The organism is Paenibacillus sp. 1_12 (genome assembly GCF_900114475.1).
Taxonomy (GTDB): domain Bacteria; phylum Bacillota; class Bacilli; order Paenibacillales; family NBRC-103111; genus Paenibacillus_S.
The window spans coordinates 143,300-163,770 of the sequence record NZ_FOTE01000009.1; the positions used below are offsets into that span (position 1 = coordinate 143,300).

The 20,471-nt window shown below is 46.2% G+C and carries 20 protein-coding genes; 13 read left to right on the plus strand and 7 right to left on the minus strand.

Annotated elements, in window-relative coordinates; all coding sequences use genetic code 11:
* Nucleotides 1–94: 94 nt before the first annotated feature.
* The gene (locus BM210_RS20200; RefSeq protein ID WP_091172723.1) at nt 95–592 is read left to right on the plus strand and encodes a hypothetical protein; all 498 of its coding nucleotides are present in this window, start codon (nt 95–97) and stop codon (nt 590–592) included.
* A gap of 166 nt (nt 593–758) precedes the next feature.
* Here the strand turns inward: BM210_RS20200 and BM210_RS20205 are convergent, their stop codons facing one another.
* The 3 genes from BM210_RS20205 to BM210_RS20215 form a co-directional block, all read right to left on the minus strand.
* Nucleotides 759–1,487: a polysaccharide deacetylase family protein gene (locus BM210_RS20205; RefSeq protein ID WP_143101073.1), complete on the minus strand. Its 729-nt coding sequence runs from the start codon at nt 1,485–1,487 to the stop codon at nt 759–761.
* A gap of 336 nt (nt 1,488–1,823) precedes the next feature.
* Entirely contained in the window at nt 1,824–2,837 is a 1,014-nt protein-coding gene (locus BM210_RS20210; RefSeq protein WP_091172729.1) for a zinc-binding alcohol dehydrogenase family protein, read from the minus strand.
* Between the two features lie 222 nt (nt 2,838–3,059).
* Nucleotides 3,060–4,289, minus strand: a complete 1,230-nt coding sequence (locus BM210_RS20215; protein ID WP_091172731.1) for an MFS transporter — start codon at nt 4,287–4,289, stop codon at nt 3,060–3,062.
* Nucleotides 4,290–4,603: 314 nt separating this feature from the next.
* Here BM210_RS20215 and BM210_RS20220 point away from each other — a divergent pair, with 314 nt between their 5' ends.
* From BM210_RS20220 to BM210_RS20260, 9 genes are all read left to right on the plus strand, one after another.
* Complete coding sequence (locus BM210_RS20220; protein ID WP_091172733.1) at nt 4,604–5,485, plus strand: SMP-30/gluconolactonase/LRE family protein; 882 nt, start codon at nt 4,604–4,606, stop codon at nt 5,483–5,485.
* Between the two features lie 257 nt (nt 5,486–5,742).
* Nucleotides 5,743–6,900 carry an aminoglycoside phosphotransferase family protein gene (locus tag BM210_RS20225; RefSeq protein WP_091172736.1) on the plus strand — a complete coding sequence of 386 codons (1,158 nt, stop codon included), beginning with the start codon at nt 5,743–5,745 and terminating at the stop codon, nt 6,898–6,900.
* A 38-nt stretch (nt 6,901–6,938) separates the two neighbouring features.
* Nucleotides 6,939–7,427 carry a VOC family protein gene (locus BM210_RS20230; protein ID WP_091172738.1) on the plus strand — a complete coding sequence of 163 codons (489 nt, stop codon included), beginning with the start codon at nt 6,939–6,941 and terminating at the stop codon, nt 7,425–7,427.
* A gap of 43 nt (nt 7,428–7,470) precedes the next feature.
* A complete protein-coding gene (locus tag BM210_RS20235; protein WP_091172740.1) occupies nt 7,471–8,946 on the plus strand; it encodes an amidase family protein in 1,476 nt (491 codons plus the stop codon).
* A gap of 36 nt (nt 8,947–8,982) precedes the next feature.
* Nucleotides 8,983–9,741, plus strand: coding sequence for a creatininase family protein (locus BM210_RS20240; protein WP_091172743.1), 759 nt, complete (start codon nt 8,983–8,985; stop codon nt 9,739–9,741).
* A gap of 91 nt (nt 9,742–9,832) precedes the next feature.
* Nucleotides 9,833–10,345, plus strand: a complete 513-nt coding sequence (locus tag BM210_RS20245) for a GNAT family N-acetyltransferase (RefSeq protein ID WP_256223858.1) — start codon at nt 9,833–9,835, stop codon at nt 10,343–10,345.
* 175 nt (nt 10,346–10,520) lie between these two features.
* Entirely contained in the window at nt 10,521–11,069 is a 549-nt protein-coding gene (locus BM210_RS20250) for an RNA polymerase sigma factor (protein ID WP_256223859.1), read from the plus strand.
* A 2-nt stretch (nt 11,070–11,071) separates the two neighbouring features.
* Complete coding sequence (locus BM210_RS20255) at nt 11,072–12,091, plus strand: DUF4871 domain-containing protein (protein WP_091172744.1); 1,020 nt, start codon at nt 11,072–11,074, stop codon at nt 12,089–12,091.
* A 253-nt stretch (nt 12,092–12,344) separates the two neighbouring features.
* Nucleotides 12,345–14,090, plus strand: a complete 1,746-nt coding sequence (locus tag BM210_RS20260) for a methyl-accepting chemotaxis protein (RefSeq protein WP_091172745.1) — start codon at nt 12,345–12,347, stop codon at nt 14,088–14,090.
* Here BM210_RS20260 and BM210_RS35775 read toward each other — a convergent pair.
* Nucleotides 14,080–14,214 (minus strand): hypothetical protein, encoded by a 135-nt coding sequence (locus tag BM210_RS35775; protein ID WP_256223861.1) that lies wholly within the window; start codon nt 14,212–14,214, stop codon nt 14,080–14,082. The genes BM210_RS20260 and BM210_RS35775 overlap by 11 nt on opposite strands.
* Before the next feature lie 234 nt (nt 14,215–14,448).
* Between BM210_RS35775 and BM210_RS20265 the strand changes: the two genes are divergently transcribed.
* The 3 genes from BM210_RS20265 to BM210_RS20275 all read left to right on the plus strand — a co-directional run bounded on the left by BM210_RS20265 (nt 14,449) and on the right by BM210_RS20275 (nt 17,707).
* Complete coding sequence (locus BM210_RS20265; RefSeq protein WP_091172748.1) at nt 14,449–15,408, plus strand: carbohydrate ABC transporter permease; 960 nt, start codon at nt 14,449–14,451, stop codon at nt 15,406–15,408.
* Nucleotides 15,405–16,226 (plus strand): carbohydrate ABC transporter permease, encoded by an 822-nt coding sequence (locus BM210_RS20270; RefSeq protein ID WP_091172750.1) that lies wholly within the window; start codon nt 15,405–15,407, stop codon nt 16,224–16,226. Before BM210_RS20265 ends, BM210_RS20270 begins: the two co-directional genes overlap by 4 nt.
* Nucleotides 16,227–16,324: 98 nt before the next feature.
* Nucleotides 16,325–17,707, plus strand: a complete 1,383-nt coding sequence (locus BM210_RS20275) for an ABC transporter substrate-binding protein (RefSeq protein WP_091172752.1) — start codon at nt 16,325–16,327, stop codon at nt 17,705–17,707.
* 156 nt (nt 17,708–17,863) lie between these two features.
* Here the strand turns inward: BM210_RS20275 and BM210_RS20280 are convergent, their stop codons facing one another.
* From BM210_RS20280 to BM210_RS20290, 3 genes are all read right to left on the minus strand, one after another.
* On the minus strand, nt 17,864–18,829 hold the full coding sequence (locus BM210_RS20280; protein WP_091172754.1) for a Gfo/Idh/MocA family protein: 966 nt from the start codon (nt 18,827–18,829) through the stop codon (nt 17,864–17,866).
* A gap of 107 nt (nt 18,830–18,936) precedes the next feature.
* Entirely contained in the window at nt 18,937–19,842 is a 906-nt protein-coding gene (locus BM210_RS20285; protein ID WP_177237916.1) for an alpha/beta fold hydrolase, read from the minus strand.
* 139 nt (nt 19,843–19,981) lie between these two features.
* Complete coding sequence (locus BM210_RS20290; protein ID WP_091172760.1) at nt 19,982–20,461, minus strand: NanQ anomerase/TabA/YiaL family protein; 480 nt, start codon at nt 20,459–20,461, stop codon at nt 19,982–19,984.
* Between the last annotated feature and the right edge of the window lie 10 nt (nt 20,462–20,471).

Below are 20,471 nucleotides of genomic sequence, written 5' to 3' on the forward strand. Positions count from 1 at the left end.
TATCTAATTAAGGGCAGCTGCCCTTCTTTTTCAGAATTATTGAAAGCGCTGACATGGTATCTGTGAAATTCAAGAGAAAATGAGGTGAATCAACATGAGGACCCGTTTATTGTCAGAGCAATTAGTAAAGAAGCGTTTTCCACAATTGAGATACGTAAGAATCCATACGGATGGCAATTATTCAGCTAGTATCTATGCGTGGAATGAGGACTTGCAATTACCTCCCAAGGAAATACGCAGCTTGAAATTGTTTGCCTCCGATCATTTACATCCGTACATTTGCTTTAAAGTGAAATCGTACAACATGGTTCAATCCGACAAGGTCCCCCAAGTTCAAGTAAATGGACTACCCGATGCCCTAGTGAAAACGGCTCTAAACAGAAAGTTAGATCAAGATGGCATCATCACTCTATTCCACCAGCTATTCCCCTGCGGTCGGTTGACATTTAACCGATATGATTCCTCAAAGGGAATCATTCATTTTGATTTTCATTCAAATACATCTATAGATCAGTTGGATCAAGAGCTCATGTACAATTATCTTTACGAGTTGATTCCGTTGGGGTCTAACTGTGAAGTGACTTTTTATTAAGGATTTTAGCTCCCAGGGATACTGGATTTTATCCGGTGTCCTATTTGTATTTGGAGCGAAGATTCCAACAAAATGCTTAATCGTACTCTGGGTAACAGCATTTGGCAATACGAAAAAGGCCTCCTGGTGCTTATCGCACACCGAAAGGCCTATACACAGCTCTGAATTATGGCGTTTTCCGGACAACAACAACCTTTTGGGCAATCATCGCTTCCAAGCCTTGTGGGGACACTTGCGGAGCACCTGCGTTAATACGCGGAATCCTATACGGATCTACGCCTCGGGTCGCCATCAAAGGCTGGATCGTAAAGCCATATCGTATACCGGCCGCCTGAACGGCTGTAGTTGTATTTTTATCAGAAATGCCAAAAGGGTACGCCATCGTATCAACCGGGTGCGGTGCAGCCTGCTCCACATTCGCAATACAGGTCTGGGTATCGGAAATCATTCTATCTATGTATTGCTGATCCGTTTCGCCCGTTTCCTGTATTAGATATGCTTTTCCATCCTCACGTTTTCCGTGAAATGCATGCGTATGGCACTCAGCATCTATCAAATCAGAGTCCGTGCTCATGGCGGTTATCTGCTCCCGCGACATCTTCGGCGGAATATCCTCCTGCGGGTGATCCAACGTCTCTGTAATAATAAAATTGACTGCCGGTATCTGCAGCTGCTTCAATATGGGAACGCCCAGCGTGTAAAAGCTCTCGTAGCCATCATCAAATGTAACAAGTACGGCATTATCGGGAACCTTGGCACCGCCGAGAAACTTTTTGAATTGATCGAGGGTAATGAAGTGATGCCCCTTGCTTTGCAAATAAGTAAGCTGCTCCCTGAACAGCTCAGGCTTGATCGTACCTGAGCTCGTATCTTCATCATGAAGATGATGGTACATAAGAACAGCTACCTGATCGGTATAATGCGCATCGCGCTTGTCGAATTCTTGAACAATCGTAAGGCCTATTACGCATATAAGAAGGCCCGTCAACCAATAACGAATAATGACTTCCGCTCTCCCTTCGGGCGATACCGTTAACCGGTGAATATCTCGCTTCTCACCTGCGATGAAGTACCATTAGAGACTCGGTACCGGAGAAACTGCACAGTGTCGAAGCGCTATTGATTATACCATAACGGTAAGTGTTTTGGGAAAACGAGCCGCCTTCCCACAGCACAAAAAGCCGCTTCCCTAGGGGAGGACAGCTTATATAGAAGGACTATGAGTTATTCGTCACAGCTCCACCATCGCTTTAATTACTCCCGTTTCCGGCTTTAGCCATGAATCAAATTCCCCGATCATAGCATCAAACGGGCAGCGGTGGGTAATATAGGAATCGGTATCAATCAGACCGTCAGCCATCGCCTGCATCACCTTTTGAAAATCCACTCTTGCTGCGTTACGGCTGCTTAACAAGGTCATTTCGCGCTTGTGAAACTCGGGATCGTTAAAGGTCAGCTCCTGTTTAACCAGCCCTACAAAAACCAGCTTACCGCCGTGAGCCGTATATTGAAAAGCATCCATCATCGACTGCGCATTACCGGTCGCATCGAATACAACCGCTGGCAGCTCCCCTTCCGTCAAAGCCAGCAATCGCTCCAAAGGATTGTGCAGTGCGTTGATCGTATCATCCACCGGTGCCCAGTGTGAGCAATAGGCCAATCTCTCGTCGTTAATGTCCATAGCCATGACTCTGGCGCCAGCGAGCTTGGCAAATTTCATGACACCCAATCCGATCGGTCCCGAACCGATGACCAGTACGTTTTCCTGTGGTTTTAGCTCAGAGCGCCGGACAGCATGCGCACCAATGCTAAGACATTCGACGATTGCCGCCTGCTCCAGACTGATTCCGTCTGCCTTCATAAGCAGGGAAACCGGATGGGCAATCACCTCACACATGCCCCCATCACTATGTACACCTATTAAATCCAGCTTGGTACAGCAGTTGGTCTTACCGTTTCGGCAAGCAATGCAGGAGCCACAATGCATGTAGGGGATGATGACAACAGGGTCACCTGCTTGCAGACCCTCATCGTTGGGTCCAATTTCCATGATTTCTCCCGAAAGCTCATGCCCGAGCACCCGCGGATAAGAGAAAAAGGGCTGTCGTCCTTTGTAAGCATGCAGATCCGTTCCGCAAATGCCGATCCTGCGTATTCTCACCAGCGCTTGATCCGTTCCTGCTGTCGGCAGGTCCTTTTCCTTCAGTACGAATTGATCCGGTTGTTCACATACAATTGTTTTCATTTGTATCCATCCCTTCTTTCATGCGTCTGAAGGCTGTCCTGCCGATAGCACCAGTCCTCTTACTTCATAATAACGAATCTTCCCCTGATCCTTCAACCACTTTTAGAGGGAGAGGCTTTTCTAACTTCCGTGTCCAGATTCCCCTCTTCCACTTAAATAAGACTACTCAGCCATTAAAAGTGAACGTAGAGCCATAGACCTGTTGTTGCCACCCGTTGTGCCTTATGGATTATCCGTTTCGCTGTCCAGATCCGTCCCCTTTGTTTCTTTCCCCAAAAACAGCACAGTACCCGCCCCAATCACAATCGCAACAAAAAATATAGTGAAGATCGTAGTCATCGCTACGTGGCGGGCAACCAGCATACCCACAAGATACGGCCCAAGAACACCGCCAATACGACCGAAGGAAGCGGCAAGACCTACTCCAGTGGAACGAACAGCAGTTGGGTACAGCTCCGGCGTATAGGCATACATGGCCCCCCATGCCCCAAGGTTAAAAAAGGAAAGGCATATACCTGATGCTATCAGCATGCCAACCGTATCCGCATTTCCAAAACACACTGCGCTTACCGCTGTCAGCAGCAGATAAGTAACCAGCACAAACTTTCGTCCGAACTTCTCAATGAAATAGGCGGCAGTAAAATATCCGGGCAACTGTGCCAGCGTCATGATCAGCACGTATTGAAAGCTTTTTACAAGTCCGAAGCCTTTGAGCATCACTACTGTGGGCAGCCATAAAAACATGCCGTAATACGAAAATACGACCGTAAACCACAATATCCACAAGGTGACTGTCGATCTTCGGTACTTCGGCGACCAAGAGGCCGCTACACGTTCCCGGAACGACAATATGTGGCCGCGCTGCCCTGTAAAGCGAGGTGAATCCTGAATCGCCCGCCTCAAATACAAGGCGTATATCGCCGGAATCGCGCCGATTGCAAAGGCCATCCTCCATCCATAATCGGGGATGATGAAATAAGAGATAAGCGCCGCAACGATCCATCCGCAAGCCCAGAAGCTCTCCAGTAGCACAACCGCACGCCCCCTTTCTTGGACGGGCATCGATTCGGAAACCAGTGTCGAAGCAACTGGAAGCTCGCCTCCAAGTCCGAAGCCTGCTGTGAAGCGAAGCACGCAAAGTACCGTAAAACTAGCTGCCAGCGCTGACAATCCGCTCGATATCGAGAAGATAAGCAGCGTCCACAGCAGCACTGTCCTGCGACCGTACTTGTCTGCAAGCGATCCGGCAACGGCGGCTCCCACAGCCATCCCGATTGAATTGATAGCAGCCAACAGTCCAACCTGCTCGGCGCCCAGGCTCCATTCTACCGCCAGCGCAGCTGCAATAAACGATATAATGCCCACGTCCATCGCGTCAAACAGCCAGCTGAGACCAACGCCAAAAAGCAGTTTCTTTTGGTTCGATTTAGTGGCTAGAGCTGTTTTAACCATCGTTAGTTTCTCCTTTTCCAGTTTTATTACCGCTTTAAGAGTACGAAATCACGCTTACGTTGACCGTTTGCTCTCTTTCTCTCACTTTACCCAACTTTGATCCGGCTTATATCTTACCAACAGAGGCGGCATAAAATAATCCTGTTTCACGCAACATGGAATACCCCGTGCATTTCCTTAATCGATCTGAATGTATAACAAATAGGTCGTACAGCAGTAGAACATTTTACCCGACATTAATGCTATAATCTACACAAAAGAGCATTGCAAACAGCTTGAACATGCTCAAATCCATTATCGGGAGGATTACTTGAATGGTACAGCCGCAGGTAGAATTAATTGTTGATGCTCAAGCTACATTAGGAGAAGGCCCCTGCTGGGATCACCGCAGCGGTCTGCTCTATTGGGTGGATATTATGGGCAAAAGGGTACATATCTTGAACCCGCAATCGTTAGAGGATCGAACGATTCAGCTGGAGCAAATGGTAGGTGCTGTCGTCCCAAGACAATCTGGCGGTGTCGTGCTGGCACTCCAGCATGGACTCTACCTATTGGATTTGGAGACAGAGCAATTAACGTTGGTCAATGATCCCGAAAAGCAGTTGGAGGATAATCGGTTTAACGATGGAAAGTGTGATCCGGCAGGTCGCTTCTGGGCTGGCACGACAAGTCAATTAGAGGCGGAGCCTGTCGGCTCGTTATACTGCCTTGATGCCGAACATACTGTTCGCAAAATGATTGATGGAGTGACCGTTTCCAACGGACTTGCCTGGAGTCCTGATGGACGCACGATGTACTATATTGATTCGCCGACGAAACAAGTGGTCGCTTACGATTATGATATAGATACAGGCGCTATAAGTGGACAGCGTATCATAATTACGATTCCTGAGGGCGGAGGCTTTCCGGATGGCATGACGATTGATGCAGAGGGTATGCTGTGGATCGCGCAATGGGATGGATGGCAGGTATTGCGTTGGAACCCCCATACGGGTGAAATGCTGAGCGCCATACCGATCCCGGTGGCCCAGGTGTCATCCTGCACCTTCGGTGGACCAAATCTGGATGAGCTGTATATCACGACTGCCCGTGTCCGCCAATCCGACGAAGCCTTGGCGAAGCAGCCTAACGCAGGCGGTATATTTCGCGTGAAGCCTGGCGTTGTCGGCATGCCTGCGCATTTTTTTGCTGGTTAAGCGATTATACACAAGCGCTAAGCTTCCACAATGTTGGATACGTTTGATACGCAACCTTTATGATAAAATGGAATGAAACCACAGACTGTTGAGCATTCTCAGCAGTCTTTTCTTCGTCCCTTCACCTATCCTCGACTCACCCATAACCGGATATATTGGTTTTATTCATTCATAACCTTGATAGGTCCCCATGCGAGCGATATCCTTAAGTCAAATGCATAACAGACTGACAAACTAACCATGCAGGAGGATGATAAATGGGGTCTCTCGAGGAATTACCAACAATAAATAACCAAATGCTTACACAGGTAGTACAAAAAATGTTGAAGGATGAATCCGCCAATGTGACTGATTGGAAAACCAGTGAATTGCAAGGCGGAACCCTTGGTAAGGTTTATGCGCTAAGTGGTACCTACAGCCTTAATCGAATTGCCTCAAACACTGAGTCGGCTTCAGTTTACAATGAGCATACCACCCACTCAACGACGCATAAGGGATCAAAGCTGGAGAAAGCGGGCTGGTCAACCATCCTGAAAATCCAGAAAGCCTATGAACGATTTGGAGATCCAGACAGCTGGAGACGCGAGATGCTGCTGTACCAATCTGATTTATATTATCAATTACCTAAGACTTTAAAGGCTCCCGTTTGTTATAATATGGAAGATAAACAGCAAGGTGAGATTTGGTTATGGTTAGAACACATTTCAGGTCATCATGGGATTCATTTATCCGGGGATCATTATGCCTTGATCTCACGTCATTTGGCACATTTTCAAGGGACGTATTTAACGGGTAAGCCGCTTCCCTCCTATCCGTGGTTAAGTACACAATATTGGCTTGTACAAACCATGTCGCAATGGGGGACACGTGCCATTCCATGGATTCAGACGAATAAGGAAACAGGATTATCCATGGAGGTTGTTGAGGGTGTACAACAGCTTTGGGCTGAGCGTGATCAGCTGCTTGATGTATTTTACAGTCTGCCTCGTACTTTTTGTCACCGTGATTTTAGTGCAGGCAATGTATTTCTGACTCAGGATGCCACGGGAATGGATCAAACGGTAGTGATCGATTGGGATTGTGCTGGAATTGGCATTGCCGGTGAGGACATCGCTGATTTGGTTGGGGAAGCTCTTATATTTTATAAATTTGATCCTGCCAAGGCTGTAGAACTGCAAGAAAAGATCGTATCGCATTATATATTAGGGTTGCAGGAAGCAGGCTGGAACGGTGATGAGAAGCTGATTCGTCTCGGTTATTTAATAAGCTTAACTTTGCATTGGTGTTTTCGGATTATATGCCGTGCTCAGAAAAAAGACAACCCTGAAATCAATCGGTATGCTTCTGTGTTATCTTTTATTGTTCATCAGGCTGCTGAAGCGCGGAAGATTATTTCAACTTTGCCTATGAAGTGAGTCAAGTGTAATCATCATATAAGGACCAGGAGGCCCACATGAAAATAAATGCCCAAGGCGTGTCAGAGGTCGTTTTGGAAGTTAGCGATATGAAACGTGCTGTTGATTTTTGGTCTGGCCAATTAGGATTTCCTATTGTTCAACAATGGGGATATCAAGACGGTCAATTTACAGTGGAAGCGAATGACATTTGGGCTACATGGCTGTACGTTGGAGGACCCACAAATTTAGGTTTATGGCTGCCACGAAAGTTTAACGAACAAGAGCTTTTGCAAAAGGCCTCCTCCGTTTCCTTATGGAATGGGTTATTTGATGAAGGTGGCATTCACGTGCATTTGGCTTTATATGTAGGAATTGACCAGATTGAATCGGCGATTCAAGTGCTTGAGAACCATCATATCGACAGGAAGATCGTCATCAGAGGCATTCACAAAAGAGTTTATTTTAAAGACACTGAAAATAATGTAATCGAGTTCTATACCCAAAGTATGGAGGAAGATTATTTGTCGAGGTTCCATCCAATTTAAGTTCATATTCCACTACGTCATGGTAAAAAGGAGGACTGCCATAATGAATATAAATGTGCATGAATGGATTATAGAAGCAGATATAACAAAGCTGCAAACGGCCATGGAAGCAGGAACCGTAACCTCGGAAGAGCTTGTTCAAGAATATTTGGACCGTATACATAAGTACGATTCGAGCATCAATTCCATATTGGAAATCAATCCCGATGCTTTACACATCGCGCGGGCTTTGGACCAAGAACGTAAAGATACAGGAAGTCGGGGAAGCCTGCACGGCATACCCATTCTGTTGAAGGATAATATCGATACTCAGGATAACCTGCATACGAGTGCAGGATCAGTAGCATTGGCTGGATCATTTGCAGCAGCGGATGCATACATAGCTTCAAAGCTTCGTTCGGCAGGCGCCGTTCTTCTCGGAAAAGCGAATATGACGGAATGGTCCAATTTTATGTCCAGCCGGATGCCAGCGGGATACAGCTCACGAGGCGGGTATGTGTTAAACCCATATGGTCCCGGCGAGCTATTCGTTAGCGGCTCCAGTTCGGGATCAGCAGCGGCTGTTGCGGCAAATCTGGGCGCGGCCGCGATCGGAACGGAAACAGCAGGCTCTATTGTTGGCCCAGCAAGTCAAAGCTTTCTTGTAGGAATCAAGCCGACTGTCGGATTGATTAGTCGAGCTGGAATCATCCCGATATCCAGCAGTCAGGATACCCCTGGACCTATAGCCAAAACGGTTTCAGATGCTGCGATAATTTTGGGGGCATGTACCGGAATAGACGAGAAGGATTCGGCTACGCTAACGAGTGAAAATGGCGCTTTGACAGACTACACCCCCTTTTTGGATGCAAGCTTTTTAAGTCAGGCACGAATAGGGATTCCCCGACATTATTACAAGCATTTAGACGAGGAAAGACTTGCTATTATGGAAGCTGCCATTGTCACTTTGAAACAGGAAGGCGTCACCATCGTAGACCCTGTCACGCTTCACGTTGAACAAAATAGCTGGAATAATGATGTCATTATGTATGAATTTAAAAAGGGCTTGAATCATTACTTATCCCAATTAGCAGACTCCGCACCGATTCACTCTTTGAAAGAATTGATCGCCTATAATGAAAAGCATACCGAAATAGCTTTACAATATGGGCAGGACACGCTAATCCGATCCGAAGAAAACACACTGACTGAGCAAACCTATTTGCAAAAGAAACAAGCCTACTCCGAGCTGCCGCTGCTGCAAGGGATTGATTATGCCATAGACACTCATTCGTTAGATGCACTCTTGCTGCCTGGGGATGTGGATGGGATGTATATTGCCGCACGATTGGGCTACCCATTGATTACGGTTCCGGCAGGATACTCAGCGAATGGAGTGATCGATTCCGATGGTGATTCCACCAAAGGTCCTTTTGGCGTCATCTTCTCTGGCAAAGCATGGAGTGAACCTACTTTAATCAAATTAGCCTACGGATTTGAACAAGCCACACACCACCGTGCTCCACCTCAATTGGATTAAGCACAGATAGGATTAGATACTGGAAGAAGGTTAACTATGCTTAGTTATACAAACACAACAACAGAAGTTGCAAACAGCGGAACGGACTCGGCAATTATATCGGTAGGCGCGACGGAGCAGTTTGGTCCCTTCCTTCCGATGCATTTGGATACGTTAATTGCACAATTGTATGCTGAAGCATATGGCAGAGAGCTGCGCGCATATGTCCTGCCGACACTTCCATTTAACACTTCTGAGGAGCATGCCAGCTATAAGGGGACGGTAACGGTTAGTCCCAATGTGTTAACTGCTATGCTGGAAGAGATCGTTATCAATTTGGCAAGGCAAGGCTTCACCAAGTTTGTGATTTGCAGCGGGCATGGGGGCGCATATTGGGAGAGTGCTTTTATTAAGCATATGAATTATAAATACCCGCAAATACTTCTGATCGCACCTAACCACAATCAACATCATGCGTGGGAAGCAGCAGCACGAGCCTCAGGTCTCGAAGGGTTAGATGAGATGCACGGCGGGTTATTGTCTGTTTGCACCGCAATGTGGCTCTGCCCGGAGCACGTCAAACCAGGTTCTATGGGCTCAGATATTCCGCCGCAGCATCGTTTATATGCAGATTACATGGGATGGGATAAGCTCACCAAGGATGGCTGCTGGGGAAAGTTTGAAACGGGTATCTATACGGACGATGAATTAAGAGAAAAGGGCAAAATATTTTGGGAAACCTTTATTATGAAACGATCCGAGGGTCTACAAGCCATTGTTGATGAAGCTTATCGCAGAAAAATGTCGCCCGAATAACTACACGGGAATCTGTGTTGAGAAGTGCCTCCTTGCCCTTATGGTTAATAAGGTATTGGTCCCTTACCAAAAAATAAAATGAGGATTGTCTATGACGAATCTGATTGAAGTTCGACTCATGACGAAGGAAGACGTAGAACTCGTGTATCGTATTTTCACTGAACATAACATTAACAAACCTTTGGAATACATCCTGAAGTGTTGGGAGCAAAATTTAACGGGTGAACGGATAACCTTATTAGCCTTTTACAGCGGTCAGTTTGCCGGAAGCTTACACCTGCTTGCGACCTCTGACTACCCTTATTTCGAGGAAAATGGCATACCGGAAATCAACGATTTTAACGTCATCCCTCCATCACGTAAGCTCGGAATCGGTCATGCTCTCATGGAAGCCGTCGAGAACATAGCCTTGAACAAATATGCGATTGTCGGCATAGGCGTTGGAATGTATCAAAGCTATGGAAGTGCACAGCGCTTATACGCAAGAAGAGGATATATGCCAGACGGCAGGGGCTTGATGTATAAGCAGCAGCCCGTCATCCCCGGTACCCAGGTTTGCGCTGATGACGATTTAAATCTGTACTTCACCAAAGCCCTATCCTAAAGGAAAGATCCTGACATACATGGAGCTTCCCCGTAAGATAGACACTTTGCAAAAGGTCTCCCCCTTGCGGTGCGCTTTTCACATCCTATAAACGGTCTCTTTTTCACAAGAGGTCGTTTTTTTTATTTTCGGGAACTTTTCGCTGAGCAGTCGGTCTAATTGGGGAGGTGATTTCGTGGAACCACATTATTTGCAGCATCTGACAGGTGGGAGTGATAAAGACGCTATTCTTCGTGATCTGATGAACCAATATGGAAACGACGTTTGGAACTTCGCATTTTTTCTGACCCGTCGTTCTGACGCAGCCGATGATCTTTCCCAGGACGTGTTTTTATCCGTATATGACAAGCTATACAGCTTTCGAGGCGAATGTAGTGTGAAAAGCTGGTTATTAACCATCACGCGAAACAAGTCATTAAACTATTTAAAAAGCGCGTTTATAAGTAAAGTGACGTTAGTGGACTATGTCATTCGAAGAGGCAGCTCACGATCAGCAGAGGAAGAATTGTTTGATCGCTTGGAGACCCGCCATATTTGGGTAACGCTTATGCGGATTCCCCGCAAATTCAGAGAAATTCTGCTTTTGAATGCTCATTATGAGCTAACGAACAAAGAAATATCAGCACTGCTGGACATACCGGAAGCAACCGTCAAAACACGACTTCATCGAGCCCGGAATAAATTATCCGATATGCTGAAAAAAGAAAAACAAGAAGGAGAGTGACTATGAAAGAGCAACCGCCGCAATGGAGCGAAGCGTTCAGCTCGTCCCCTTTTATGAAACCGCGTTTTACAGAACAAATGAAGCAGGACATTATTCACAAAGCGAAGCAAAGGCCACAATCGAAAGTAAAAACGGCGACCCGATTCATTCCGGCAATGGCCATTCTTTTAGTTGTTGGTGCTATTATGGTATTTACACTTTTACCGAAGAGCGTTACGGAGCAAATGCAGAATCCCGCATCCGTAGGTAAAGTAGACCCTTGGAGCGTTCGAATGGAATATCAACAAAATGGGACAACATTGTTCAATATATTCCCGGACCCCAACCTGTCTGCGGGCAAACCTTTCGGATATATGATCCATTTTACAGCTCCTTTTGATACGTTTGCAGGAAACCAAATCACCATCAACGCTTTTCATAAGGAAACCGGTACACGTATAACCGCACTTCATCCACAAACCATAACGACACCAAGCTCGGGGTATCCCGGTTTGGAGCGTTTTACAACGACGTTTGCCCTTCCTCTCAGTGGAATATGGCGATACGAAGTGATGCTAAACGGTCAATTTTACGGGGATGCTGTTCTGTCTGTGGCAGAGCCCTCCTGGACGGTAAGTCCCACTTTTGAACTGCCTTATACTAGCGGCGATGGCAAGAAAAATGCGTACGTGCTAGTTGGTGAGCAAGGCAAAGCGGGTTTTATTGTTGGTCCTTATATTAATGAAAAGGGTGTAAGATTAGACCAGCAGCCCCTCATCGCAGGAAAGGGCAACAAATATATGTGGCATTTTTGGGGAGCAGATCAAGAGCTTGAAGGGGAATTCAAGGTATCGGCAGTTAAACAAGGTACGACCGCCTTGGTACAGGTATTCTCAGCGAGCCAGCTCGGCGGAGGTCTGAATGGTGCGGATCGCACTGCGGTTTCTTCGATGTCATTGCCTGAACCTGGACGGTGGAGAGTGATGGCCTACATCAACGATCGCTTGTACAGCAGCATCGTTGTAGATGTGATTTCGAATTAGAAGACGATTGGCTTTTATAGGACCATTCGTTTATTGACCTTTTCTGCCATATAGCGGATGAGGTCTTTTTGTTTATTGAATTCGTTTTGCCTAAAACTTTTTAATGCCATTAAATTGCATTCTTATATATCGCGTGCTAAAATCCCAATAAACGTATTCACGTATAGATAACAACGTTCTTATATGAAGAACGAAATAGTTCTTTATTTTAGTTCATACTTGTGCCCAGAAGATAAAAGGAGCTGTAGATTTTATGAAAAAAAGGATTCCATTACTTCAATTAACCGTAGGAAAGAAGCTGTATGCCAGCTTTATTCTCGTCCTTATCCTAATGTGCGTTCTAGCTTGGTTTACCACTTCTGAACTTAGAATAATCAACGATAAAACAAAGTCCATTACCAATAATAATATGCGTGGCGTAGAAGTTATTAATCGTATTAATTATTTGATTGAGCATGTATTCGCACTGGAGTTGCAAAGTATGATCCAATCGGATACTTCGACATTAAATTCGCTCAACGATGAAGTGAGTCAAACCATAAAAGAGATTGAACAGCAATTTGAAACTTATGAAAAAAGGATTATGACTGCTGAGGATTTGGACCTGATCGTGCGGGTTAAAACCAACTGGAGCGATTACAAAACACTACATACTCAATTCGTGCAATACTCAACGAAGGTGAATCTGATCAGTGGAGCTGGCAAAGATGGAGATCAAGTTATTAAACTGATACAAGAATCGCAGAACATATATGCAAGCATGAAGCTTGATATCGACAAATTGGTCAATCTTGACCATGAAGCGGCATTGAATGCAAGCAATGAAGCAGATGAACTTTACTCCAAGAGCATCGTTACATCTATTATACTGATATTAATCGCTGCAGCGTCCGCGATGGCTCTTGCATACATCCTATCCATATATATTTCCAGACCTGTCCGACTGGTTTCCAAAGCCATTGAACTGGTGGCTGCAGGCAATTTGAGCATTCAAGTACCGAATATTAAAAATCGCGATGAAATTGGTGATTTAGTCCATTCTCTTCAAGCCATGATTCAAAATTTCGGCAATATCATTCATAGCATTCAGGATGCGGTCGCGCAAGTGGCGGATTCTTCATTACAGCTAAATGTAGGATCGCAGGAAGCAGCTCAAGCGGCCAATCAAGTATCTTCTGCCATGCAGGAATCTGCTGTCCGAGCTGAAAATCAAATGAGAGGCTCAGAAGAAACGAGTAAAGCTATGGGGGATATATCCATTGGAATACAACGTATCGCAGAAACGACAGGACGTGTATCAGAGCTGGCAGTTCAAACCACTCACCAGGCAGAGCAAGGAAATGATAATATACAGCGAGTGATCGGGCAGATGAACTCTATTAACAAATCGGTAGAGCAAAGCGCTGACGAATTAAATAGGCTCAATAAACGTACGGTTGAGATCGGAGAAATCATCACCATCATTCGAGATATTTCTAATCAAACCAGTTTGCTGTCTCTTAATGCTTCCATTGAAGCTGCGCGCGCTGGTGAGTACGGAAAAGGCTTTGCTGTAGTAGCAAACGAAGTGAAAAAATTAGCCGAGCAGTCCAATCAATCTGCTACACGAATTGCCGAACTCATTCAAATTATCCAATCTGATTCCAGGCAAGCCGTACATGCTATGAATGTAGGAATTTCTGAAATCCAGATTGGCAGCCGCTCCATTCATGAAGCAGGTGTCAACTTTGGACAGATCGTGCTTGCGACTGAACGGTTGTCTGAACAAATCCAGGAGGTTGCCGCAGCTTCAGAGCAGATCTACGCGGGCGGCGAGGAGGTTGCAGCGTCTATTACAGAAATAGCATATATTGCAAAAAAAACGTTCGAAAGTACCCATCATGTCGCCTCTATCTCCGTAGATCAATTGAAGGATATGGAAGAAATAAATAGTTCGACTTCCGATCTTTCCCGAATTGCTGCTCAAATGCGGCAAGCTACAGCCAAGTTTACATTTTAATTAGACAAGCACTATGCAAACAGCCGCTGGCTGGCGGCATGTTCCGCTTGATGCCATTGCTACAAGGCAGCATGTAGCCTTTTGCGCTGGTTAATTGACCCCAATCAGGCAATATCGCCATCATCGAGTATGACTCCATTTACAGCTCATAACTTCCACCTTCGACCCACTCTGGCCAAAGTCAGGGTGGGTTGTTTATTGAGGTGGTCCCAATTTTCTACATAAAACCTTTATATGTAGTTGACCTCTGGTTAACAAATGAACTTTATACTGACAAAGGTGGTCATGGAAGGAATCAGCTTCCACATCAATAGCTAACCGCCTAACTAAGGCCGTTATCGTCAGGAGTGAATGATGTATGAGCCTCATGGAAAAACAACTCGGGAGCGTTTCCGCTAACAGACCCAAGCCAGCTGCTGTTGGCCGTATCCAGAGCCTTCATAAGCTGCGACTGCAGGAAAATTTGCTCGCCTATTTATTTATGGCCCCCTCTCTGCTGCTGTTTGGTGTATTTCTATTCTATCCGCTGCTGCAATCCATCTATCTGAGTCTGCATCTTACCGACCCACGGGGACGCATCGCAGAATTTGTAGGCATCGAGAACTTTCAGGAGCTGTTCCTGTCAGAGCGCTTCTACCAAAGCCTGAAGGTCACATTGTCCTTCACCCTGCTTACCGTCCCTACCTGTATCCTGCTGGCGCTGCTGCTAGCCGCATTAACGCAATCCAAGCTGCGCGGCATGCGAGTATTCCAGTTTATATTCTCACTGCCCATCGCGATCTCTGTCGGAACAGGCTCCGTCATCTGGATGATGCTGTTCCATCCAAGCGTGGGTACACTCAACTATTTTTTAAGCCTCGCAGGTATTTCACCTATCGGTTGGCTAACTGACCCTGCTTGGGCGCTCCTGTCTGTTTCGGTGATGACCGTCTGGATGACGCTTGGTTTTAATTACATCGTGCTGCTTAGCGGCCTGCAGGGTGTACCAGAGGAAATTTATGACAGCGCCAAAATCGACGGCTCCGGTCCGATTCGAACCTTTGTGCAGTTAACGCTGCCGCTCATATCGCCAACGCTTTTCTTCGTGGCTATCGTATCCGTTATAGGAGCTTTTCAATCGTTCGGACAAATGCACATTTTGACCAAGGGTGGACCCATGTACACGACAGATGTGGTCGTCTATAACATTTATCAGGATGCGTTTATTAATTTCCGGTTTGGTATCGGCAGCGCGCAGGCACTGGTCCTGTTCGCCATCATTCTCGTGTTGACCCTTCTGCAGTTTACCTTTTTTGAAAAGAAGGTGCACTATCAATGACCTCACGCTTCCAAAATACAGCTGTTTACATCTTGCTGGGCATATTCGCCGCTTTGATACTGTATCCCCTGCTGTTCACGTTCTCGGCAGCTCTCATGACTCCCGCCGAATCGTCGTCCTACCCGCCCAAGCTGCTGCCAGGCGGATTGTACTGGGATAACTTCATTACCGTTACGCACCTGGTGCCGATCTTCAAATTCATTATGAACAGTCTGCTGATTTCTACTGCTATCATGATCGGGCAGCTGTTGACCGCCAGTATGGCCGCTTACGCATTCTCCTTTTTGAGATTCACAGGCAAAGGCATTCTGTTCGCGCTGTTCCTTTCCACCATGATGATTCCCTGGGAGGTCACAATGATTCCCAATTTCTTAACCGTCAAAAGCTGGGGCTGGCTGGACAGCTACGAAGGGCTGATCGTTCCTTTTCTGGCTACGGCGTTCGGAACGTTTCTGCTGCGACAATTTTTCTTGCAGCTGCCTGCCGAGCTATTCGAAGCCGCGAAAATCGACGGCTGCGGTCACTTGCGAATCTTTGTTCAGATGGTGCTGCCTTTGGCCCGTCCTGCCCTAGCCACACTTGGTGTGTACTCGTTTCTGACGCACTGGAACATGTATCTGTGGCCTCTGCTGATCACGAACGGCGAGCAGATGCGCACCGTGCAGATCGGTATCAGCATGCTGCAATTCGAGGAAATGACCTCGTGGAATCTGGTACTAGCTGGTGTAACGTTAGTCATGCTGCCTTCGCTGCTACTGCTCGTTCTTGGAATCAAGCAGTTGGTTCGCGGTATTACGGCTGGGGCTGTGAAAGGCTAGCAGCTTCTGCCTGTCGATTCAAGCAGAAATATTAGAAATAGTGCGTCCCCAGGACGCTCTATATAAATAAAACATTTTTTAAGGGAGCGAAGACGACAATGATAAGCTGGAGTAGAAAAAGTTTAATGACGCTTTGTATGGCCATCGTGATGCTCTTCATGGCTGCATGCGGCGGTACCACAACACAACCGACAGCCGTAAAGGGAGCAGACAATAAAGAAATGGCCCCGAAACCTGCTGCAAGCAAAGAACCGGTTAAGGTCGTATGGTGGCATTCCATGAGCGGAGAGCTTGGCAAAGCGATTGATAAACTTGTTGCTGACTTCAATGCATCGCAAAAGGATGTTGTCGTAGAAGCGGTTTTCCAAGGTACTTATGATGAAAGCTTGAACAAAATGAAAACGTCCATGGATTCCAAAAGCGGTCCTGCTCTGATTCAGGTATTCGAAATCGGCAGTCGTTTTATGATTGATTCCAAGGCGATTACCCCTATGCAAAAATTTATTGATGCCGACAAATATGACTTATCCCAGCTTGAAGAGAACATTCTGAACTACTATCGGATTGACGGCAAGCTGAACTCCATGCCGTTCAATACATCGAACCCGATCCTTTACTACAACAAGGATATGTTCAAAGCAGCAGGTCTTGATCCTGAGAAACCGCCAGCTACCTACGAAGAAGTAGCGGCAGCTTCCAAAGCATTAACCAAAGACGGTAAATACGGTAATTCCTTCGCTATCTATGGTTGGTTTATGGAACAATTTTTTGCTAATCAAGGTGCTGAGCTGCTGAATAACAGCAATGGCCGTAAAGGTTTGGCAACCGAATCCATGTTGAACAGTGATGCAGGCGTGAAAACACTTGCCTGGTGGAAGCAAATGGTTGATGATAAATCCTCTTTAAATCTGGGTCGTAAAACGGATGATACCAAGAAAGCCTTTATCGCTGGACAAGTGGCTATGACTCTGGACTCCACTGGCTCTCTGCGCGGTATTGTTGACGGAGCACAAGGCAAGTTCGCAGTTGGAACGGGTACTCTTCCTAAACCATCCGACGCCAAAGAAGGCGGCGTAATCGTTGGAGGCGCAAGTGTTTATATTTTGAACAACCGTAGTGAAGCTGAGCAAAACGGCGCTTGGCAGTTTATCAAATTCCTGGCTGAGCCTAAGCAACAAGCTTTCTGGCACGTAAACACTGGCTACTTCCCTATTACCAAAAAAGCTTATGACGAGCAAATCGTGAAGGACAATCTGGTGAAATATCCGCAGTTGAAAACAGCTGTTGATCAGCTTCACGCAACCAAAGCCAATACAGCTACTCAAGGTGCAGTAATGGGCGTATTCCCTGAAGCTCGACAGCTTACAGAGGGAGCAATTGAAGAAGTGCTTAACGGCAAGAAACAACCGAAGGATGCACTCGACGGTGCTGCCAAGGAAATTACCGGAAAGCTCGGTACTTACAATAAAACGGTAAAGTAATTACAGATTTCTAATGATCAGCTGCCTCATAACCCTATAAACAGAAAGAACCTTCAGACCCCAGTTGATAAATGGGAATTTGAAGGTTTTTTCTGTTTATTGCGCACTCTGGGGATTGGAAATTCCGTTAATAACTTTTGCGCAGGACATGCAGGCTCAGGCTTTATGATAGTAAGCTTTAAGAATCTCATCCATAACTTTACTCGTCCTGATCGCGCTTATACCCGTGCTCAAGCAATCGCCCTGGCCCCGTATAGCGTCAACGACAGTTTGAATTAGGGGCTGCTGGATATGGAGCGGATGCTCGATCATGAACTGCTCCTCGCCGTCAGAGGTTGATACGAGAATGGGACTGTTCTGAAAGGTGGAAAATGTAATTTTTCCTTTGGATCCCACAATCTCGTTCGTGTCCATATCCTGGTAAGAGGAGAAACACCAATTTCCGGTACCGTATACACCGGATTCAAACTGATAAGCTCCTGTCACGATATCCTCCGCTTCGTAGTGGCGTCCTTGGTTATCTGCGAAGCCTTTGACATTTCCAATAGGGCCTAATAAATAATCTAGTAAATCGAGCGTATGGCTGGCAACATCAACAAACAGCCCACCCCCGGATATTTCCGGCTGGACTCTCCATGAACTTTTTTTAAATTGTCCCAGATGTGTGGTTGTGACAAAGCGAACCTCTCCGATGATGCCATTCTCAAGAAGCTCCTTCACCTTCAAAAACCTCGGCAATTGTCTCCGGTAATAAGCAACGAATAGAGGCATATTAGCTTGGCGGCTCGCCTCTAGCATTTCCTCGCATTCTGCTACATTCATCGCCAGCGGCTTTTCCACGTATACAGGTTTTCCAGCTTTCAGAGCTTTGATCGCATATTCTTTATGAAAAGCTGGCGGTGTCGCGATATATACCGCATCGACCTGCGGATCGCCAATTAGCTGATCGGCATCACTGTACCATGTTGGCACGTTGTGCCTGCGGGCATAATCCTCCGCTAAACTGGCATCTCTTCTCATTACCGCAACCAGCTCAGAATGAGCTGCTTTTTGAAAACCAGGGCCACTTTTGACTTCGGTTACGTCACCGCAGCCTATAATTCCCCAACGGATCGTTTGCATAAGGTAATAATCCCTCCTGATAAATAATGATTGCATTAACTTCAATGAGCGTTAAGTATGTACTCATCATACCATTAAAGTCGTTATTTATCCGAAGGGATTCATTGTTATTGATGTTCATCAAAACTTTGCTGTTCAAAGTGATCCCGCTGCTCAAGATGCGTATGCTGCTCTTTAAAGCTTTGCTGTTCTCCAACCTCTCGATCCCTGTGGTTGTTCTCATTCTGCTGCTTGGACAGCTTGGTCGTTTGACCGCCAATCCAAAGCCGTAACAGTCCATCCACATCAGCAGCATGCTTTGTCGGGATCTGATGCGGGGCACCGTTAATAAAATGCAGGGTACTATTAGGCAGTTTAGTCTGCAGCACTCTAGCATAACGATGGAACCTTGTATCTCTCTGCCCATAGAGCAGCAGGACTGGGGCTTGAATTTCATGCAGCCGATTCGTACAATTGAAGCCCAGCACCTGCTCATTATATTGAGCTAAGTTCAACACATTACCTAAATTACAACTCTCGTACAACGTTTTAAAAATGCGGAGATTATCTGCATTACCCCCCGCATCGATGGCCGATAACAGCCGTTTCCCCTTGAGTCCACAAAGCAGGTGCGCTATCCATACCAGGCTTCTTTGGATCGGATCGGTTAATTCTGACGTCCCGCCAATCAGAATCGCTCCCAAATAACGGTCCGGATCAGTCAGCAGCGCTTCCAAAGCAATTTGACCACCTACCGAGTATCCGCACAAATAGGCTTGGGCAATACCCAAAGTATCCAATAGCTGTCGAATATCCTCTGCGATCATGGAATAGGTAAGCGGCTGCTTAGAGAAGCGACTTTTACCGTGACCGCGAATATCGAAGGTAATAATTTGATAACGGTCGGACAAGGAAGCACGCTGATAGCTGAAGATTTCCCCGGTTAAAAGGATCGGGTGTATGCAAACAATCGGTATTCCTTGCCCCACGCTTTCATAATAGAGCGTCGTTCCATTCACATCACCATACGGCATGCGGGTGCCCATCCTTTCGTACTATGCGTTTGGTCTATTTTTTCTGTCCTGTTAGAATACCCGAATCAACCCTTTTCATACGACAAAAAGCCTCATGGTTAAGTCACCACGAGGCTCCGAGCGGTTGAAGGGGTTGGAACTATAGCTCGAGTAAAGATTTATGAATCTTGATAACGACCTTTTTAATTGGCTGATCCGCTGTAACGCTACAGACAGGACGATGAATATCACTTGGATAAAATACGGTAAAGTCTCCCGGCAGAAGCAGGATTGAGCTTTCAACACTTGTAGTTTCATAAAAAGCGATGTCCCGCGATGCGAAGTCCTCTTCGGAAATAACGGCATCAGATGTTAAACGTGCTACCTTGATCAGCTCTTCGCCTTCGATCAAGTATTGAATATCGATGTAGGTTTGGTGTGATTCCGGACGCTGTTTCTCCCAGCTTTGGGTTGTCGGCTCCTGAACCATGACAAACATGAGGTCGCCTTCAATCTCATACTTGCCAGGTGCCATTGTGCTGAAATCGGTGGTACGGATATACTCCAGTCCCTTATTAAGGGCTTGTGGATAAGTAGACTTCTCGCCGCGTTCCCAAGTTGCCAAATCACTGAAAATCATGAATGATGCC

Bases quoted from the DNA above. Each gene is read 5' to 3' on its own strand.
- BM210_RS20230 (WP_091172738.1), top strand. From the start codon at position 6,939: ATGAAAATAAATGCCCAAGGCGTGTCAGAGGTCGTTTTGGAAGTTAGC.
- BM210_RS20245 (WP_256223858.1), top strand. From the start codon at position 9,833: ATGACGAATCTGATTGAAGTTCGACTCATGACGAAGGAAGACGTAGAA.
- BM210_RS20210 (WP_091172729.1), bottom strand. From the start codon at position 2,837: ATGAAAACAATTGTATGTGAACAACCGGATCAATTCGTACTGAAGGAA.
- BM210_RS20275 (WP_091172752.1), top strand. From the start codon at position 16,325: ATGATAAGCTGGAGTAGAAAAAGTTTAATGACGCTTTGTATGGCCATC.
- BM210_RS20215 (WP_091172731.1), bottom strand. From the start codon at position 4,289: ATGGTTAAAACAGCTCTAGCCACTAAATCGAACCAAAAGAAACTGCTT.
- BM210_RS20240 (WP_091172743.1), top strand. From the start codon at position 8,983: ATGCTTAGTTATACAAACACAACAACAGAAGTTGCAAACAGCGGAACG.
- BM210_RS20290 (WP_091172760.1), bottom strand. From the start codon at position 20,461: ATGATTTTCAGTGATTTGGCAACTTGGGAACGCGGCGAGAAGTCTACT.
- BM210_RS20235 (WP_091172740.1), top strand. From the start codon at position 7,471: ATGAATATAAATGTGCATGAATGGATTATAGAAGCAGATATAACAAAG.
- BM210_RS20255 (WP_091172744.1), top strand. From the start codon at position 11,072: ATGAAAGAGCAACCGCCGCAATGGAGCGAAGCGTTCAGCTCGTCCCCT.
- BM210_RS20270 (WP_091172750.1), top strand. From the start codon at position 15,405: ATGACCTCACGCTTCCAAAATACAGCTGTTTACATCTTGCTGGGCATA.
- BM210_RS20285 (WP_177237916.1), bottom strand. From the start codon at position 19,842: ATGCCGTATGGTGATGTGAATGGAACGACGCTCTATTATGAAAGCGTG.
- BM210_RS35775 (WP_256223861.1), bottom strand. From the start codon at position 14,214: ATGATGGCGATATTGCCTGATTGGGGTCAATTAACCAGCGCAAAAGGC.
- BM210_RS20265 (WP_091172748.1), top strand. From the start codon at position 14,449: ATGAGCCTCATGGAAAAACAACTCGGGAGCGTTTCCGCTAACAGACCC.
- BM210_RS20280 (WP_091172754.1), bottom strand. From the start codon at position 18,829: ATGCAAACGATCCGTTGGGGAATTATAGGCTGCGGTGACGTAACCGAA.
- BM210_RS20260 (WP_091172745.1), top strand. From the start codon at position 12,345: ATGAAAAAAAGGATTCCATTACTTCAATTAACCGTAGGAAAGAAGCTG.
- BM210_RS20220 (WP_091172733.1), top strand. From the start codon at position 4,604: ATGGTACAGCCGCAGGTAGAATTAATTGTTGATGCTCAAGCTACATTA.
- BM210_RS20205 (WP_143101073.1), bottom strand. From the start codon at position 1,487: ATGTACCATCATCTTCATGATGAAGATACGAGCTCAGGTACGATCAAG.
- BM210_RS20200 (WP_091172723.1), top strand. From the start codon at position 95: ATGAGGACCCGTTTATTGTCAGAGCAATTAGTAAAGAAGCGTTTTCCA.
- BM210_RS20225 (WP_091172736.1), top strand. From the start codon at position 5,743: ATGGGGTCTCTCGAGGAATTACCAACAATAAATAACCAAATGCTTACA.